The organism is Pseudomonas sp. SHLD1 (genome assembly GCF_028640935.1).
Lineage (GTDB): Bacteria > Pseudomonadota > Gammaproteobacteria > Pseudomonadales > Pseudomonadaceae > Chryseomonas > Chryseomonas aestiva.
In genome coordinates this window covers 277,667-293,744 of the sequence record NZ_JAQZAD010000014.1, presented here as the reverse complement: position 1 = coordinate 293,744, position 16,078 = coordinate 277,667, and the positions used below count along the sequence as shown (strand labels likewise).

Sequence of the window (16,078 nt, the reverse complement as noted above, 5' to 3'; positions counted from 1 at the left end):
GAGGAGGCAGTGGGCGCAAGCCCTTTGCTGACCATCCTGAAGCCTGAAGTGACTTCAGGGTCAAGCCGGTCGGCTCGTATCCGACCCTTGGCTCATCTGTTACCGCGCATGAGCCGCTAAGACTTCATTAAGGTTCGCCCCTCAGGGTAGCGGCTCCCTGTCGCTGGAGCCCGCCATGCCCGCTTGCCTTTGCCTTTCCTCGCGCGTGCGCAGGGTACCCTGATGCTGCTCGCGGCCTTCTCTCGCCCCCGCGCCTCGGGCTGGCGGCACTGGCGCAATCTGCTGCTCCTGAGCAGTCTGAGTTGCCTGCTGTTGCTGGCCGACGACGTCCTGCAGCAAGGCTTCACGCCAAACAACCGCGCCGAGCTGGAGGCGGGCTATGTGGCCGCGCTCTGGGTGTTCAGCCTGGCGCTCTGGCTGAGCAATCTGCCGCGCCTGGCGGCGGTTATCCTGCTGCTGTTCGCCCTGATGCAGCTGCTGCAACTGGGCAACCTGAGTTTCTTCGGCGAGCCGCTCAGCGCCATCGACATCCAGGCGCTACTGGGCGATACCGCCGAAGTGCGCCAGACGCTGTGGCTCAGCCTGCCCGCGCACTGGCCGGTGCTGCTGTGCGTGGGGCTGCCCTATGGCCTGCTGATCGCCCTGCATCTTCAGTTGCCAGGCCGGGTACCGCTGCCGGCCAGTCGCTGGGCGCTGCTGCTGATCGCCGTGGTGCTGCTGTCCAAACCCTATCGCGCCACCTACCGTAACCTCGATGCCTTCGTGCCCAGCCCCAGTCGCAGCGGCCTGCACAACAGCCTCAACGCCTTTTCCGCCTGGGCGGTGCGCCTGGCCGGACGTGACGATGTCGTCCTGCCGCCCACCGCCTATGCACCCTATGGCCTGGCCCCGGTACCCCGCACCGCGCGGCATGTCTGGCTGGTGGTGGCCGATTCCCTGCGCAGCGATCGCCTGGGCGCCTTTGGCTACCAGCGCGATACCACCCCCAAGCTGTCGGCCTACCTGGCGGCCAATCCCCAGGCGCTGATCCGACCCGGGGTGGCGGCGGGAGTGGCCACCGACGTGAGCCTGCCCTATCTGCTCAATCCGATCCGCGAACCGGGCCAGGACCAGCGCCTGCGCAGCGGCGAGATCAATCTGTTCCGCTTCGCCCAGGCCGCCGGCTTTCGCACCCACTGGCTGTCCTCCCAGGAATCCAAGCTGCTGGCGCACCTGGGCAGTCGCTACCTGGACGTCTCCATCACCCGCGAGGACCATCCGCTGCGCTTCCTGCAGCGCCAGGATCGCGCCCTGCTGGAGATCCTCGACGAGCAGCAGTGGGCGCCGCGCAACTTCGTGGTGCTGAATCTGCGCACCGCACACCTGCCCTATGCGCAGAACTACCGGCACGAGAGCACCCCGGCGCCCTGGCCGGATAGCGGGGCCGAGGGCCAGGCCAATGCCTACGACAATTCCCTGCACTACCTCGACGGCCTGCTCGCCGAGATCCTCGCCGACTTCGATCGCCTGGAGGGCGAGCGCTATCTGATCATCACCGGCGACCACGGCCAGCGGCTGGGGGAGGGTGGGCACTGGGGGCACAACGACCTGGTGCCCGAGGTCAGCGACGTACCGGTGATCGTGGTGGCGCGGGACGCACCGCCGCAACCGCTGATCGAGCTGCAGGGCGAGCGCTGGATCAGCCACTACGAGGCCGGCAGCTGGCTGGCGGAGCGCCTGGGGACCCGCATCGACAATCCCAATCGCCGCCCCGAGGAGTACTTCGTCCATGGCAAGCTCCTGTTCAGCGACAATTTCGTGCAGCGCGTCTGCGAATCGCCCACCGGCCTGGTGCACCAGCCGCCGCAGCAGTTGAGCAAGCTGCTGCTGGATACCGCGGAAAGCCCCTGTGGCTAGGGCCTCGCGGCCATACCTTCAACCCCCGGGCGCCGCTACACTGCCGGCGCCTTTTCACCTCAGTAGCAGGATCCCGTCATGCCCTCCGCTTCTCCTGTTTCCCGCTATGCGCGCAGCGCTCGGCTGCTGCACTGGCTCATGGCCCTGCTGGTACTGCTGGCCTATGTACTGATCCTCAATCGCGGGCAGTTCGAGCGGGGCTCGCTGGAGCGCCAATGGGTGGTGCTCAGTCATTTCTGGGTCGGTCTGCTGGTGCTGGCACTGGTCCTGCCGCGGCTGCTGGTGCGCCACCGCCATCCGGTACCGCCGATCACGCCGCCGCTGGCGAAGAGCCTGGAGACCGTCGGCCGGCTGACCCACTACGGACTCTATGCCTTTCTGCTGGCCCAGCCGCTGCTCGGACTGTTCACCGTCTGGCTGACCATCGGTGCGGTCAAGATCCCTTCCAGCACCTGGGCGCTGCCTTCACCCTTCCCGGTGGACCCGGAACTGGCGAAGACGCTCAAGGGCGTGCACCTCTGGCTGGGCAAGGCCTTTTATTGGGTGATCGGCCTGCACGTGCTGGCCGCCCTCTGGCATCACCTGGTGCGCAAGGACGACACCCTGAAGCGCATGCGCTAGCGCGGATCGAGGGCGATGATGCGGTTGCGTCCGCCTTCGGCCAGCAGATAGCCGTCGCCCCGTGGCAGCAAGGCCTGGGGGGCGCGCAGGAAGGTCAGGATGGCGCGCGGGGCTGACTGGCGATCCCAGAGCAGCAGGCGGGCGCGGTGCGTGGAGTCTTCGCTGATCCACAGGCCGCGCCGGTCGCAGAGCAGAAAGCTCGGCTCGCGCAGCTCGCTCAGCGCCGGCGGATCACGGCCGTCGTCGCTCAGCTGGCGCACCAGACCGCGGGCTTTCTCGGTATAGAAGGCAGTGCCATCCGGGCAACGGGTAAAGGACTCCGCCTCGTCCAGGTGGTCACGCAGCACGGTCAGGCTGCCATCGGCGGCGTCGTAACGCAGCAGGCGTCCGGCCCCCTTGCGGTCTTCCACGGCATAGAGGCGTTCGCCTTCGGCCCAGAGGCCCTGGGCATTGATACCGGTGAAGAGATCACGACTGCCGGTGGCGTCGAGCCAGCGGATGGGATGGGTGCCACCTTCCTGGCTGTAGGCGAAACCGTTGCGGTAGGGCACCAGGCCATCGGGCTTGTACAGCCCCTCGCTGAGTACGCTGCGTCGGCCCTGGGCATCGATACGCAGCAGCCGGCCCTTGCCGTCCTTGAGTTCTTCCGCGGTGATCAGGGCAGTGCCCTGCCAGGCCAGGGCACTGGCCTTGGCGATGTCGGCATGGGCCACTTCGTAGCGCCAGCCAGGGGCGGCCTGGGCCGGCCAGAAGCGCTGCCAGGCGAGAAAGCCCAAGGCGGCCAGCAGCAGGGCGGCCAGGACGAAGAGGACGCTACGCCAGGGCCGGGCCATCAGCTGGCTACGGTGGCCAGGTGCTCATGGAGGATGGCCGCGCCGATCACGATCAGCACCACACCACCGAGCATCTCCGCGCGCTTGCCGACCAGATTGCCCATCACCCGACCCAGCATCACCCCGGTAGTGACCATGATCATGGTGGCGAGGCCGATGGCCAGGGCGGCGGTGATGATGTTGACGTCGATGAAGGCCAGGCCCACGCCCACGGCGAGGGCATCGATGCTGGTGGCCACAGCGGTCAGGGCGAGCAGCATGAAGGAATGCTGGCGGGGCTTTTCCTCTTCGGCCTCGGGCGCGCCGAAGCCGGCCCAGATCATGCGCAGGCCGAGCACGGTGAGCAGGGTGAAGGCGATCCAGTGATCCCAGGGCTGGACGTATTGGGCGGCGGTGAGGCCGACGGCCCAGCCGATCACCGGGGTGATGGCTTCGATGACGCCAAAGATGGCACCGGTACGCAGGGCTTCGCGCAGGCAGGGCTTGTGCAGGCTGGCACCCTTGCCGACAGCGGCGGCAAAGGCATCGGTGGACATGGCGAAGGCCAGGAACATCAGGGAAGCGGGATTCATCGTGACAGCGCCGGCCGGGCTCGATCCACAAGGCACTCCCGCACGCCCGGCATGGCGCGGTGATGCCTCTGGTCTCGCCAACCCTGACTGGCTGTCCTGACCACGGCGGTTGCCGAGTATGTTGATCAGGACGCTTTCCACCGCGGTGGAAGCAGGCTACTCCCCAAAGAGGCCGCCACCTTACCCATCCGGATAGAGAAAGTCTATCTTGTAGATAGTTCTAATATATATAGCCTTGGCTAAATTCCTGCTGTCAAGCCGCCCACGCGGATGCGCCAAAAGGCCTGCAAGGCCCGTCGTAACTGGATCGTGGCCACGGCACAGGCTGCTGAGACGACCGCGGGCGGCGGACAGGCGTGTCGTCTGGTGACCACCGGAGGTCGCCTGTAGAGGCTGGCCGGGACGTAGGCGGCCCCTTTGCCATCGGCAGTTGGTCGAAGCGGTCTGCTGTGAGGCCCAGGCGCGGACACCTTCGCCTGCCTGCGCAGGAGCCATTGCCGTCGCCCTCAATGATGGCGCTCTGCCGTCCCCGTTTCGTCATGCCGCTGACACTTAATTGTCACATTTCGGCAATAGCCTAGCGCCAGCCCTCACTAGGTAATGGAGCCACCATGAAACGCACGTTCAGCCTCTCTCTGTTGTTGTCGGCCTTTTGCCTGAGCACCGCCGCTCATGCCGTGGATGTCACGGGCGCAGGCTCGAGCTTCGTCTTCCCCGTTCTGTCGAAGTGGTCGCAAGGCTTCAGCGAGAAGACTGGCAACCGTATCAACTATCAGTCCATTGGCTCCGGCGGCGGCATCGCCCAGATCAAGGCCGGCACCGTGGACTTCGGCGCCACCGACGCCCCCATGAGCACCGACGACCTGCAGAAGGGCGGTCTGGGCCAGTTCCCGACCATCATTGGCGGCATCGTGCCGGTGATCAACGTGGAAGGCATCGAGCCCGGCAAGCTGAAGCTCGACGGTCCGACCATGGCCAAGATCTTCATGGGCGAGATCAAGACCTGGAACGACCCGGCCATCGCCGCGCTGAACCCCGGTATGAAGCTGCCTGAAGGCGCCATCACCGTGGTGCGTCGTTCCGACGGCTCCGGCACCTCCTACAACTTCACCAACTACCTGGCCAAGGTCAGCCCGGAGTGGAAGGAGAAGTTCAACTTCGGCACCACCGTCAACTGGCCGGTCGGTGTGGGTGGCAAGGGTAACGAGGGTATCGCCGCCTACGTGAAGCAGATCAAGGGCTCCATCGGCTACGTCGAGTACGCCTATGCGCTGACCAACAAGATGACCCACGTGCAGCTGAAGAACGCCGCCGGCAACTTCGTGCAGCCCGAAGCCAAGAGCTTCCAGGCCGCCGCCGCCACCGCCGACTGGAAGAGCGCCAAGGACTTCAACCTGCTGATGACCAACGCCCCGGGCGCCGATGCCTGGCCGATCACCGCCACCACCTGGATCGTGATGTACAAGGAACCCAAGAACGAAGAGCGCAGCAAGGTCGCCTTCGACTTCTTCAAGTGGTCCCTTGAGCATGGCCAGAAGGATGCCGCGGCCCTGGATTACGTCCCGGTCCCGGACACCCTGGTCAAGCAGATCGAAGGCTACTGGGCGTCCGACTTCAAGAAGTAAGCACGACTGTCCCGCCGCCTGGATCCCCTGGGGTCCAGGCGGTTTCGCGCGTCCTTCCAGGTAGACGGAAAGCTCCATGACCGACCAGACCCTGCCCCTCTCCGCCGCTCAGGAACAGCGCATCCGCCGGGATACCCGCGCCGATGTCTGGTTCCGCCGGCTGCTGTTTTCCGCCGCGCTGCTGGTACTGCTGGTACTGGTCGGCGCCGCCGCGTCCACCCTCTGGGGCGGTCGCCACGCCTTCATGACCTTTGGCCTGGACTTCATTACCTCGGCCGAATGGGATGTCGGCGCCGAGAAGTTCGGCGCCCTGGTGCCCATCTACGGCACCCTGATGACCTCCTTCATCGCCCTGCTGCTGGCCGTGCCCACCGCCTTCGGCATCGCCCTGTTCCTCTCGGAGATCGCGCCGCCCTGGCTGCGCGGCCCGGTAGCCACCGCGGTCGAGCTGCTGGCGGGCATTCCCTCGATCATCTACGGCATGTGGGGCCTGTTCGTCTTCGGCCCGTTCATGGCCGCCTACATCTCGCCCTTCATCAACGATTACCTCGGCGCCATCCCGGTAATCGGGGTGCTGTTCCAGGGGCCGCCGCTGGGCATCGGCATGCTGACCGCCGGCATCATCCTGGCGATCATGATCCTGCCCTTCATCACCTCGGTGATGTACGAGGTGTTCCGCAGCGTGCCGGCCCAGCTCAAGGAATCGGCCTACGCCCTGGGTTCCACCACCTGGGAAGTCTGCTGGGACATCGTGCTGCCCTACACCCGCTCGGCGGTGGTCGGCGGTGCCTTCCTCGGCCTGGGGCGCGCCCTGGGCGAGACCATGGCGGTGACCTTCGTGCTGGGCAACGCCCACCAGTTCTCCCTCTCGCTGATGATGCCGAGCAGTTCCATCGCCTCGGTGATCGCCAACGAATTCAACGAGGCCTACACCGATCTGCACCGCTCTTCGCTGATCGCCCTGGGCTTCCTGCTGTTCGTGGTGACCTTCTTCGTGCTGCTGGCGGCACGGCTGATGCTGACGCAACTGTCGCGCAAGGCAGGTAACTGATGCACATCGACGCCTATCTCTATCGCAAGCGGCGGATCAAGAACGGCATCGCGCTGATCTTTGGCAGCGCCGCCGCCGTGCTCGGCCTGGGTTTCCTGGCCTGGATCCTCGGCACCACCCTGATCAAGGGCGTCAGCGCCCTGAGCCCGGCCCTCTTCGTCGAGATGACGCCGCCGCCCGGCGCCGCCGACGGCGGTCTGGCCAACGCCCTGTTCGGCAGCGTGCTGATCACCCTGCTGGCCACCGCCATCGGCGCGCCCATCGGCATCCTCGCCGGGCTCTGGCTGGCCGAATACGCCCGCCATTCGAAGCTCGGGCTGGTGGTGCGTTTCGTCAACGACATCCTGCTGTCGGCGCCGTCGATCGTCATCGGCTTGTTCATCTACACCGCCGTGGTGGTGACTCTGAACCAGTACTCCGGTGGCAGCCTGGGCTTCTCCGGTTTCGCCGGCTCCCTGGCGCTGGCCATGCTGGTGGTGCCGGTGGTGACCCGTACCACCGACGAGATGATGCAGCTGCAGCCGCCGGCCATGCGCGAAGCGGCCCTGGCCCTGGGCATTCCCCAATGGAAGGTGACCCTGCAGATTCTGCTGCGCGCCTCCCGCGCCGGCGTGGTGACCGGGGTGCTGCTGTCCATCGCCCGCATCACCGGCGAGACCGCACCGCTGCTGTTCACCGCCTTCGGCAACCAGTACTGGAACGCCGACGTGCTCAAGCCCATGGCCACCGTGCCGGTGACCATCTTCCAGTTCGCCATGAGTCCGTTCGAGAACTGGCAGCACCTGGCCTGGGCCGGCGCCTTGCTGCTGACACTGTTCGTGCTGCTCCTGAACCTCTCCTCTCGCTTCTTCTTTCGTAACCGGGATTCCAAGTGACTACCATGCAGACGCAGATACCGGAACTGCAGGCGCGCGACGTCGGCTTCCGTTACAAGGGCCACCAGGCGCTTAAGTCGATCAACCTGGACATCGCGGCCAAGCAGATCACCGCCATCATCGGCCCGTCCGGATGCGGCAAATCCACGCTGCTGCGCATCTTCAACCGCATTTACTCGGAATACCCGGGGCTGGAAGCGAGCGGCGAGATCCTCATGGACGGGGAGAACATCCTCGATCCCAAGTACTCACTGAGCCGCCTGCGCAGCACCATCGGCATGGTATTCCAGAAGCCGGTGCCCTTCCCGATGTCGATCGCCGACAACGTCGCCTACGGCATCCGCCACCACGAGCGCCTGTCCCGCGTGGAGCTGCAGGATCGCGTCGAGCAGGCGCTGCGCGGTGCGGCGCTGTGGGACGAGGTCAAGGACAAGCTCAACCAGAGCGCCCTGGGTCTCTCCGGCGGTCAGCAGCAGCGGCTGTGCATCGCCCGCACCATCGCCCTGCGTCCGCGGGTGCTGCTGCTGGACGAGCCGACCTCGGCCCTGGATCCCATCTCCACCGCGCGCATCGAGCAGTTGCTGGCCGAACTCAAGCAGGAGTTCACCGTGGTCATCGTTACCCACAACATGCAGCAGGCGGCGCGCTGCTCCGACGTCACCGCCTTCATGTACCTGGGCGAGCTGATCGAAGTGGACAAGACCGACAAGATCTTCACCAAGCCGGACAAGAAGCAGACCGAGGACTACATCACCGGTCGCTTCGGCTGAGGATTTCGCCGGCGCTCGGCAAGGCCACTCCCCGGAGTGGCCTTTTTCATGGGCGGTCGGAAAGCGCCGGGCCAGAGCCTCGGGTCATCGTGTTCCATTCCGAGCCACTGCCGAGTCGTCCGGGATGGATGAAGGTTTGATTAAATTTTGCTTTATATTCAATGCCTTGAATTAAAAGCTTTATCTTCCTGCAAGCAAAACGACATCTCTTCTGCCGAGACTGACCCAGCTTCGTGACGGGCTGCACCGCCAGCCATCACTCCCTGGATTGTCTTGCAAGGAGATCTGCCAATGCCTGTTAACCCTTATCGATTCATGGCGCTGTTCTCGGGCGTGCTCCTGGCCACCTGCTCGGCCGCCGCGAGTGCCGCGGTCGATGAGAAGCTGCTCGACATGCTCAAGGCCAACGGCTCCATCACCCCTGCGCAGTACAGCGAATTGCGCGGCGATCTGCAGCAGGAGCAGCAGGCGCGTGCTGCCCAGGTCGCCCAGCAGCAGAAGACCTCCGATTTCGAGAAGAAACTGGCCTGGGCCGCCAAGACCCAGATCAAGGGCGACGTGCGGGTGCGCCACGAGAGCATCGATATCAGCGGCGAACCGGACAACGGCCGCGATCGGGACCGTCAGCGCATCCGCGCGCGGCTGGGCGCCTACAGCGAGATCAATCCGCAGGTGGACACCGGCATCCGCATCGCCACCGGCGGTGGCGACGATGCCCGCTCCACCAACCAGGACCTCAACGGCTACTTCAACAAGAAGCAGCTCTGGCTGGATCAGGCCTACATCGACTACCACCCCACGGCGCTGCCGAATCTGCATCTGGTGGGTGGCAAGATGGGCCAGCAGTGGGTCAGCACCGGCGATGTCATCTGGGACGCCGACATCAACCCCGAAGGCCTGGCCGGTACCTACAGGTACGACCTGGGCGGCGGCGCCGAGCTGTTCGGCAGCACCGGCTACTACGTGCTCAAGGACAACGTCGACGGCGAAGGCTACGAGTTCAGGCACGACCTGCGCCTCTATGCCGGCCAGCTGGGCAGCCGCTTCAACCTGGGTGATGCCGCCAAGCTGATGGTCGGCGGCAGCGTCTATGCCTACGACAAGGACCAGGACAGCGCCTGCCCGACCACCGGCTCGGTCACCTCGCCCTGCGCCCTGGCGGTCAATGGCAACACCACCGACCGCTTCCAGCTCTACGAGGGCTTCGCCCAGCTGGACCTGACCAAGCTATGGCTGCCGCTGTCGTTCTATGGCCAGTATGTGGTCAATGACAAGGCCGACGACGGCGAGGACACCGCCTGGCTGGTGGGCGCCAAGACCAAGCTGCTGCAGCGGGTCGGGCTGGAATACAACTACCGTGATGTCCAGCGCAACGCCGTGGTGGGTGCCTTTACCGACTCGGACTTCGGCAACGGCTCGACCGGGGCCCGCGGCCACAAGCTCAAGCTCGGCTACGACATCGACAAGAACTTCGGTGTCGGCCTGACCTACTTCCTCGCCGAGTCCGATACCGCCAGCCGCTTCCGCCGCGACGCCGACGTCAAGACCCTGCAGCTGGACCTGGAAGCCAAGTTCTAACCACGACCCTGAGGTCGTGCTCCTCTTGAACCGCCCTCGAGCGGTTCTTTTTTGCCTGCTCGATGGAGAGAGCCGCCTGGCAACTGTTGGGCTTCGCTGCGCTCAACCCAACCTACGCTGCCTTTCCCTTACGTCGGAGCTGCTGGTTTTGCCTCTCTCCCTCCAGGAGAGGGTTGGGGCGAGGGAGGCTTCCCACTAACGCTCGACCCTGATCTCCACCAGCTTGCCATCGATGAACTTGAGGTGACGCGAGGCGCCGTTCTGTGGGGCATAGGTCCAGAACTGGGTCTCGGCGGCATTGAACTTGGGCACGTTGTTGTTGCGCAGGGCCGGCGGATTGATCTTGCGCTCGGCCGGGGCGCCGCAGGCGGCGAGGACCTGTTCGACGCTGTCGCCTTCCTCGACGAGACTCTGGCCACAGCGCAGGCTGGCCTGGGCGAGCGTGGGCAGCAGCAGGGGAATCAGCAACAGATGACGAGCGCGCATCGAAACTCCGAGAGGTAGCGGCAGAGGCCATTGCCTTTAGCCTAGCTGTTCTCTCCGTAATGGGGCGCCTTGGCAAAGCCACGACTCAGATAGCGCGAACCGGCCAGACCGAAGCGCCAGGGCACCTCGCGCGCGCGGCTGATACCGATGCGTGGGCCCGCGATCACGGCTACTTCGGCAGCGGCTGGCTCCAGCAGGAAGGGCAACTCGGTCAGCGGCAGACCGTCGTGACTGCCGTCGATGGCGAGGGCCCGGCACAGTCGGCCAGGGCCGGCGCATAGCAGGCGGTCGGCCAGGCCGCCACGGCGTTCGCGCATCGCCTCCAGCCCCCACAGCGGCTCCAGCGCGCGGATCAGCACGCCCGCGCCATGCCCGGCCTCGCGGCAGACCAGATTGAAGCACCAGTGGATGCCATAGGAGCGATAGACATAGGCATGCCCGGGCGGACCGAACATGGCGCGGTTGCGCGGGGTGGGGCCAGAAAAGCTGTGGGAGGCCGGGTCTTCGCCGTCGTAGGCCTCGGTCTCGACGATCAGGCCGCCCACACCTTCGAGTCTGAGCGTGGCGCCGATCAGTTGCCGGGCGACCTCGTCCACCGGGCGGGTGAAATCCAGATCGCTCACGCCTCGGGCTCCGGTTCTTCCAGGATCAGCGCCGCATGCACCATGGCCAGGTGACTCAGGCCCTGGGGAAAGTTGCCCAGGGCCGTGCCGTCGCGGGGATCACGCATCTCGGTCATCAGGCCGACGCCATTGAGACTGGCGGCCAGTACCTCGCGCATCAATTCCCGCGCCTGGTCCACCTCGCCCAGCACGGCATGGGCCTCGACCATCCAGTAGGAACAGGCCAGGAACGCACCTTCTTCCTGCTCGGCACCGCTATAGCGGTAGACCAGAGGTCCATGGGCCAACTCACGACGAATGGCCGCCAGGGTGCTGACCGAACGCTCGCCGCCGTCGAAGCCGAAGCGGATGCCGAGCAGCAGCCCGGCGTCCAGACGCTCGGTACCGGCATAGAAGGTGTAGGCCTGCTTGCGCTCGCTCCAGCAGTGTTCGTTGACCCAGTCGCGGATGCGATCACGCTCGCGCTCCCAGCGACCGCACATGGCGTCGGGGATATGGCCGTCGCGGGCGAGGGTCACGGCGCGATCCAGGGCGAACCAGCAGCCCAGCTTGGAGAGGGTGTAGTGGCGCTCTTCAGGCAATTCCCACATGCCGGCATCCGTCTGCCGCCAGCCATCGGCGCAGAGATTGGCCAGGTCGGTGAGCAGGCTGGCGGTGGCGAAATCCAGCACATGGCCCTTGCTGGCATAGAGGCGGAAGGTCTCCAGCAGATCGCCATAGAGACTCAGCTGGCACTGGGCGCTGGCGCGATTGCCGACGCGTACCGGCTGGGAGTCGCGATAGCCAGGAACCGGGATGATGCGTTCCTCGGGGGCCAGTTCGCCCTCCAGGGTAAAGCAGGTGTGCAGGCGATTACCGTGGCGGCGGATGACGTTCTGGATCCAGGCCAGGGCCGCCTGGGCCTCGCCGAGGGCGCCCAGACGCAGGAAGGCCTTGATGGTAAAGACCGCATCACGCACCCAGGCATAGCGGTATTCGTAATTCTTGTCGCCGCCGATTCGCTCCGGCAGCGAGGTGGTCGCTGCGGCGACGATGGCGCCGGTGGGGGAGTAGAGCAACAGCTTGAGGGCCAGCGCCGAGCGCTTCACCTCGCTGAGGAATTCGCCCCGGTAGGCGAAGCCCTGGGCCCATTCGCGCCAGGCCTGGTCACTGCGGTCGATGCGCTGGTCCACCTCGTCCAGGGACGGCACCACGAGGGGTTCGTTCTCGGTCGCGGTCAGGGCCAGGACACTGCGTTGCCCGGCTTCCAGCACCAGGCGCGCCACCAGTCGGCGGTCATCGCACTGGAGGATCTCCAGTCGCTCGCAATAGCGCAGGGTGGCCATCACGCCATCGACGTGCATGACCTCGCCATTGGGGGTGCTGCGCATCCAGGGCGAGACGGTCTGGCCCTGGGTCCCGGGTACCAGTTCGATACGCAACTCGACCCGTCCGGAAAGGCCTTCGACGCGGCGACCCAATTCGCACCAGGGCAGGCGACCGGCTGAGCCGCTGTTGAGCGATTCGGTAAGGCGCACGCTGCCGTCAGCGGTGTGGAAGCAGGTTTCCAGGACGTTACTGTCTTCGCGGTAGGCACGCTCGACGCGATAGTCGGCCACTGGCGCGATCGAAAAGAAACCGCCCGCCGGGGCATCCAGCAGGCGGTCGAACAGCGGTGCGGAATCCATGTTGGGCACGCACCACCAGTCCAGTGAGCCGTCCGGCGCCACCAGGGCGACCGAACGGCCATCGGAAAGGGCAGCGTAGCCCGCCAGGGGCGCGTAGCCGTCCTGGCGGGCGGGATCGAAGGCCGCCATGGCCGTCAGCCCATGCCTCCGGTGGCGCCATAGACCTCACCGGTCACATAGCTCGACTCCTGGGAAGCCAGCAGCACATAGATGGGCGCCAGTTCCGCCGGCTGCCCGGGACGCTTGAACACCGTTTCGCCGCCGAAGGTGGGGATCTTTTCCTGGGGCTGGCCACCGCTGGGCTGCAGCGGCGTCCAGAAGGGGCCAGGGGCCACGGCGTTGACGCGGATGCCCTTGCTGGCGACCTGCTTGGCCAGCGCCTTGGTGAAGTTGGTGATGGCCGCCTTGGTCGAGGCGTAGTCCAGCAGGAACTCGGAAGGCTGGGTGGCCTGGATCGAGGTAGTGTTGATGATGGCGGCACCGGCCGGCAGATGCGGCAGCGCGGCCTTGCACAGCCAGAACAGGGCGTAGACGTTGGTCTTGTAGGTAGCGTCGAATTGCTCGGTGGTCAGCTCGGCGATGTCCTGCACGGCGGTCTGCTTGCCAGCCACATTGACCAGGATGTCGAGGCCGCCCAAGGCCTCCCTGGCCTTGCTCACCAGTTGGGTGCAGAAGGCTTCGTCCTTCAGGTCACCGGGCACGCAGACGGCCTTGCGACCCTCGGCTTCTACCAGCTTGACCACTTCCTGGGCGTCGGCTTCTTCCTCGGGCAGGTAGTTGAGCACCAGATCGGCACCTTCCCGGGCGTAGGCGATGGCCGTGGCCCGACCGATCCCCGAATCCGCGCCGGTGATCAGCGCCTTGCGCCCGGCCAGACGACCGAAGCCCTTGTAGCTGGCCTCGCCATGATCGGGACGCGGCTCCATGACCTGGGCCAGACCCGGGGCCTGCTGGGGCTGCTTGGGGAATTCCGGCTGGGGATACTGGGTGAGGGGGTTCTGCATGCTGTACTGGTTGTCGCTGGACATGACATCTCCTGAAGGGGGCCAAAAGGCGCCCGTTTGGCATCTTTTCGATGACGTTCAAGGAAATGGAGCGACAAGGTGCGTGAGAGGTTCCCACCGATCGGCGGCGGATGTATCGGGCCAGACAGCGTTCTTACCTGACTTTTACCCAGGGCTACGTCTTTTTCGGCCTGGCCTGGCGTCCAATGACGGCGAGAAGGGAAGGGTCCTTCGGCAGGAGAGATCGTCGCGATGGCGAGAAGCACGAAAGTGGCCGTGCTGGCGGCACTGCTGTCGTTGTCCGGGTGCTGGCTGTTCATGCCGCCGCCCGGCGGCGGAGGTCATGGTGGCCATGGGGGCGGGCCGGGAGGCGGCCCGGAGTAGAGGGGACCGCGCTAGCCGTCCTACGTCAGGCGTCGAGTGGCTCCAGCCGCAGGGCTACGCCAGTTCGCTGCAAGGTGAGGATATCCGCGTCGCGGCAGCCGATCAGCCGGCCCTCGGCGGTGCGCAACTGGTCATCTTCCAGCTGCGCATAGGACTGCGGTTGCTTTCCATCACCCGCGACCATGATGTACAGCTGCCCACACAGCAATTGCCCAGCCAGGCGACCATCGTCTAGGCCGATCAGGCGGTAGCTGCGACGGGCATCGTAGGTAAAGCGCATGGGAGCATCCATTCGGGTCTTTCTGCTCAGAACCGTACTGGCATGCAATGTTCAATTCCGAACATCGGCGCGTCACCTCTGCGGACCCATTGGCTGTACCGGAAGCCCGCCACTCGCTGGGGCGAGGGCAGGCTGACCGCCGGTCGGAAGGTCTCTGGGTGGCCGATCAGTAACGGAATTGCGCCACCAGGCTCTGGAAGGAGGTGGCCAGTCGCGACAGCTCCTGGCTGGAGGCGGCGGTCTGCTGGGCCCCGGTAGCGGTCTGGGTGGACAGGTCCTGGATATTGACCAGATTGCGATCCACTTCGCGGGCGACCTGGGCCTGCTCCTCGGCGGCACTGGCGATCACCAGGTTGCGCTCCTCGATCTGGGCGACCCTGGCGGCGATGCGGTCCAGGGCTTCACCCGCCTGGTTGGCGCGCGCCTGGGTACTGTCGGCCAGGGACTGGCTCTTGTGCATGGCGCCCACCGCTTCCTCGGCGCTGCTGCGCACGGCGCTCATCATGCGCTCGATCTCGCCGGTGGATCCCTGGGTGCGATGGGCCAGGGCGCGGACCTCGTCCGCCACCACGGCGAAGCCGCGGCCCTGTTCGCCCGCCCGGGCGGCCTCGATGGCGGCATTGAGCGCCAGCAGGTTGGTCTGCTCGGCGATCCCGCGGATCACCTCCAGCAACTTGCCGATCTCGCGCACCTGGCCTTCCAGGGTCTGCACCTTCTGGGTCGAATCGGTAATCTCGCCGGTCATCACCGCCATGGCCTGGGCGGCCTGTTGCACCTGCTCGCGACCCTGCTGGGCTTCGCGGCTGGTGTCCTGGGAGGCGGTGGAGGTGGAGGCGGCATTGCGCGCCACCTCTTCCACCGCGGCGGTCATCTGGTTGACGGCAGTGGCAGCCTGCTGCACCTCGTCGTGCTGGCGGACCTGGCCACGCGAGCTCTCCTCGGTCACCGCGTGCAATTCCTCGGCGGCTGCGGCGAGCTGGCTGGAGGCACCGGCCATCTGTTGTACCGTGTCTTTCAGGCTGCGCTGCATGCCGCCGAGGGCCTGCAGCAGATGGCCGACTTCGTCGCGGCGGCTGCTCTGGATCGGCTGGGTCAGATCGCCCTGGGCGACGCGCTCGGCGCTGCCCACTGCCTGGCGGATGGGCGAAACGATCAGTCGTGTGATGACGATGCTCAGCGCCAGGGCACAGAGCATAGCCAGCAGCAGCCCCAGGCCGAGTGCCCAGACAGCCTGCTGGTAGGCGGCATGCGCCGCGACGCCGGCTTCGGCGCTCTGGCGCTTGTTGGACTGGATCATGATCTTGAACGAGGCCATGGTCTTGCGGTAGGTGGGTTGCACCTGCTCGTTCAACAACTTGGCGGCACCGGCTACGTCCTTGGCGGCCAGCCGCGCCAGGATGGCGTCGGTACCGGCGATATAGCTCTTCCAGTCCTGCTCGAAGGCATCGCCGGCCTGCTTTTCATCGGCCTGCAGTGGCGTGGCGCGATAGGCGGCGAAGGGTTTCTCGGCATCTGCCTGGTTGTCACGCAGGGAGGTGATGACGGTCTGCAGTTCGCTCTGGGGTGCCTCGCCATAGGCCATGGACAGCACGCGGAACAGATCGCGGTTGTGGCCGATGACATTGCTCTTGGCATCGTTGAGCAGGCTGATGGAGAGCAGCGTGTCGTTCAACACGTTATCCAGCTGGGCGTTGACGCTGCGGATACCGCTGAAGCCGACGGCGCCTATGCCCAGGGTGATGGCCGTGCACAGGCCAAAGGCCACGGCGAGTTTCTTCGCCAATGCCAGATTGTTGAACCAGACCATGGAGCC

General features: G+C 65.8%; 15 protein-coding genes and 1 riboswitch. Of the genes, 7 read left to right on the top strand and 8 right to left on the bottom strand.

What is annotated here, in order from left to right; translation table 11 throughout:
• The first annotated feature begins 222 nt into the window (after positions 1 to 222).
• On the top strand, positions 223 to 1,896 hold the full coding sequence (locus PVZ77_RS11960; protein WP_273806601.1) for a phosphoethanolamine transferase: 1,674 nt from the start codon (positions 223 to 225) through the stop codon (positions 1,894 to 1,896).
• Between the two features lie 78 nt (positions 1,897 to 1,974).
• Positions 1,975 to 2,517, top strand: a complete 543-nt coding sequence (locus PVZ77_RS11955) for a cytochrome b (protein WP_208693960.1) — start codon at positions 1,975 to 1,977, stop codon at positions 2,515 to 2,517.
• On the opposite strand, the gene PVZ77_RS11950 is transcribed toward PVZ77_RS11955, so the two are convergent.
• Positions 2,514 to 3,350: a hypothetical protein gene (locus PVZ77_RS11950; RefSeq protein ID WP_273806600.1), complete on the bottom strand. Its 837-nt coding sequence runs from the start codon at positions 3,348 to 3,350 to the stop codon at positions 2,514 to 2,516. The genes PVZ77_RS11955 and PVZ77_RS11950 overlap by 4 nt on opposite strands.
• On the bottom strand, positions 3,350 to 3,922 hold the full coding sequence (gene mntP / locus PVZ77_RS11945; RefSeq protein ID WP_133861361.1) for a manganese efflux pump MntP: 573 nt from the start codon (positions 3,920 to 3,922) through the stop codon (positions 3,350 to 3,352). The genes PVZ77_RS11950 and mntP overlap by 1 nt, the downstream gene beginning before the upstream one ends.
• Positions 3,923 to 3,926: 4 nt before the next feature.
• A riboswitch (yybP-ykoY riboswitch) is annotated at positions 3,927 to 4,094 on the bottom strand.
• 439 nt (positions 4,095 to 4,533) lie between these two features.
• Between mntP and pstS the strand changes: the two genes are divergently transcribed.
• From pstS to PVZ77_RS11920, 5 genes are all read left to right on the top strand, one after another.
• Positions 4,534 to 5,547 (top strand): phosphate ABC transporter substrate-binding protein PstS, encoded by a 1,014-nt coding sequence (pstS, locus tag PVZ77_RS11940; RefSeq protein ID WP_007160735.1) that lies wholly within the window; start codon positions 4,534 to 4,536, stop codon positions 5,545 to 5,547.
• A gap of 76 nt (positions 5,548 to 5,623) precedes the next feature.
• Positions 5,624 to 6,598 carry a phosphate ABC transporter permease subunit PstC gene (pstC, locus tag PVZ77_RS11935; RefSeq protein WP_273806599.1) on the top strand — a complete coding sequence of 325 codons (975 nt, stop codon included), beginning with the start codon at positions 5,624 to 5,626 and terminating at the stop codon, positions 6,596 to 6,598.
• The gene (gene pstA / locus PVZ77_RS11930; RefSeq protein ID WP_183633064.1) at positions 6,598 to 7,473 is read left to right on the top strand and encodes a phosphate ABC transporter permease PstA; all 876 of its coding nucleotides are present in this window, start codon (positions 6,598 to 6,600) and stop codon (positions 7,471 to 7,473) included. Before pstC ends, pstA begins: the two co-directional genes overlap by 1 nt.
• Positions 7,474 to 7,478: 5 nt before the next feature.
• Positions 7,479 to 8,243: a phosphate ABC transporter ATP-binding protein PstB gene (gene pstB / locus PVZ77_RS11925; RefSeq protein ID WP_044341611.1), complete on the top strand. Its 765-nt coding sequence runs from the start codon at positions 7,479 to 7,481 to the stop codon at positions 8,241 to 8,243.
• 291 nt (positions 8,244 to 8,534) lie between these two features.
• Complete coding sequence (locus PVZ77_RS11920; protein WP_443218028.1) at positions 8,535 to 9,821, top strand: putative porin; 1,287 nt, start codon at positions 8,535 to 8,537, stop codon at positions 9,819 to 9,821.
• A 195-nt stretch (positions 9,822 to 10,016) separates the two neighbouring features.
• Here the strand turns inward: PVZ77_RS11920 and PVZ77_RS11915 are convergent, their stop codons facing one another.
• The 6 genes from PVZ77_RS11915 to PVZ77_RS11890 form a co-directional block, all read right to left on the bottom strand.
• The gene (locus tag PVZ77_RS11915) at positions 10,017 to 10,307 is read right to left on the bottom strand and encodes a DUF2845 domain-containing protein (RefSeq protein ID WP_273806598.1); all 291 of its coding nucleotides are present in this window, start codon (positions 10,305 to 10,307) and stop codon (positions 10,017 to 10,019) included.
• A gap of 41 nt (positions 10,308 to 10,348) precedes the next feature.
• On the bottom strand, positions 10,349 to 10,930 hold the full coding sequence (locus PVZ77_RS11910) for a DNA-3-methyladenine glycosylase (RefSeq protein ID WP_273806597.1): 582 nt from the start codon (positions 10,928 to 10,930) through the stop codon (positions 10,349 to 10,351).
• Positions 10,927 to 12,726, bottom strand: a complete 1,800-nt coding sequence (locus tag PVZ77_RS11905) for a glycoside hydrolase family 15 protein (RefSeq protein WP_273806596.1) — start codon at positions 12,724 to 12,726, stop codon at positions 10,927 to 10,929. Before PVZ77_RS11905 ends, PVZ77_RS11910 begins: the two co-directional genes overlap by 4 nt.
• A 5-nt stretch (positions 12,727 to 12,731) precedes the next feature.
• Positions 12,732 to 13,625, bottom strand: coding sequence for an SDR family oxidoreductase (locus PVZ77_RS11900; protein WP_273806595.1), 894 nt, complete (start codon positions 13,623 to 13,625; stop codon positions 12,732 to 12,734).
• Between the two features lie 385 nt (positions 13,626 to 14,010).
• A complete protein-coding gene (locus tag PVZ77_RS11895) occupies positions 14,011 to 14,265 on the bottom strand; it encodes a hypothetical protein (RefSeq protein WP_183633058.1) in 255 nt (84 codons plus the stop codon).
• A 166-nt stretch (positions 14,266 to 14,431) separates the two neighbouring features.
• Positions 14,432 to 16,072 carry a methyl-accepting chemotaxis protein gene (locus PVZ77_RS11890; RefSeq protein WP_273806594.1) on the bottom strand — a complete coding sequence of 547 codons (1,641 nt, stop codon included), beginning with the start codon at positions 16,070 to 16,072 and terminating at the stop codon, positions 14,432 to 14,434.
• Positions 16,073 to 16,078 lie beyond the last annotated feature (6 nt).

Bases quoted from the DNA above. Each gene is read 5' to 3' on its own strand.
- PVZ77_RS11960 (WP_273806601.1), top strand. From the start codon at position 223: ATGCTGCTCGCGGCCTTCTCTCGCCCCCGCGCCTCGGGCTGGCGGCAC.
- PVZ77_RS11955 (WP_208693960.1), top strand. From the start codon at position 1,975: ATGCCCTCCGCTTCTCCTGTTTCCCGCTATGCGCGCAGCGCTCGGCTG.
- PVZ77_RS11950 (WP_273806600.1), bottom strand. From the start codon at position 3,350: ATGGCCCGGCCCTGGCGTAGCGTCCTCTTCGTCCTGGCCGCCCTGCTG.
- mntP (WP_133861361.1), bottom strand. From the start codon at position 3,922: ATGAATCCCGCTTCCCTGATGTTCCTGGCCTTCGCCATGTCCACCGAT.
- pstS (WP_007160735.1), top strand. From the start codon at position 4,534: ATGAAACGCACGTTCAGCCTCTCTCTGTTGTTGTCGGCCTTTTGCCTG.
- pstC (WP_273806599.1), top strand. From the start codon at position 5,624: ATGACCGACCAGACCCTGCCCCTCTCCGCCGCTCAGGAACAGCGCATC.
- pstA (WP_183633064.1), top strand. From the start codon at position 6,598: ATGCACATCGACGCCTATCTCTATCGCAAGCGGCGGATCAAGAACGGC.
- pstB (WP_044341611.1), top strand. From the start codon at position 7,479: ATGCAGACGCAGATACCGGAACTGCAGGCGCGCGACGTCGGCTTCCGT.
- PVZ77_RS11920 (WP_443218028.1), top strand. From the start codon at position 8,535: ATGCCTGTTAACCCTTATCGATTCATGGCGCTGTTCTCGGGCGTGCTC.
- PVZ77_RS11915 (WP_273806598.1), bottom strand. From the start codon at position 10,307: ATGCGCGCTCGTCATCTGTTGCTGATTCCCCTGCTGCTGCCCACGCTC.
- PVZ77_RS11905 (WP_273806596.1), bottom strand. From the start codon at position 12,726: ATGGCGGCCTTCGATCCCGCCCGCCAGGACGGCTACGCGCCCCTGGCG.
- PVZ77_RS11900 (WP_273806595.1), bottom strand. From the start codon at position 13,625: ATGTCCAGCGACAACCAGTACAGCATGCAGAACCCCCTCACCCAGTAT.
- PVZ77_RS11895 (WP_183633058.1), bottom strand. From the start codon at position 14,265: ATGCGCTTTACCTACGATGCCCGTCGCAGCTACCGCCTGATCGGCCTA.
- PVZ77_RS11890 (WP_273806594.1), bottom strand. From the start codon at position 16,072: ATGGTCTGGTTCAACAATCTGGCATTGGCGAAGAAACTCGCCGTGGCC.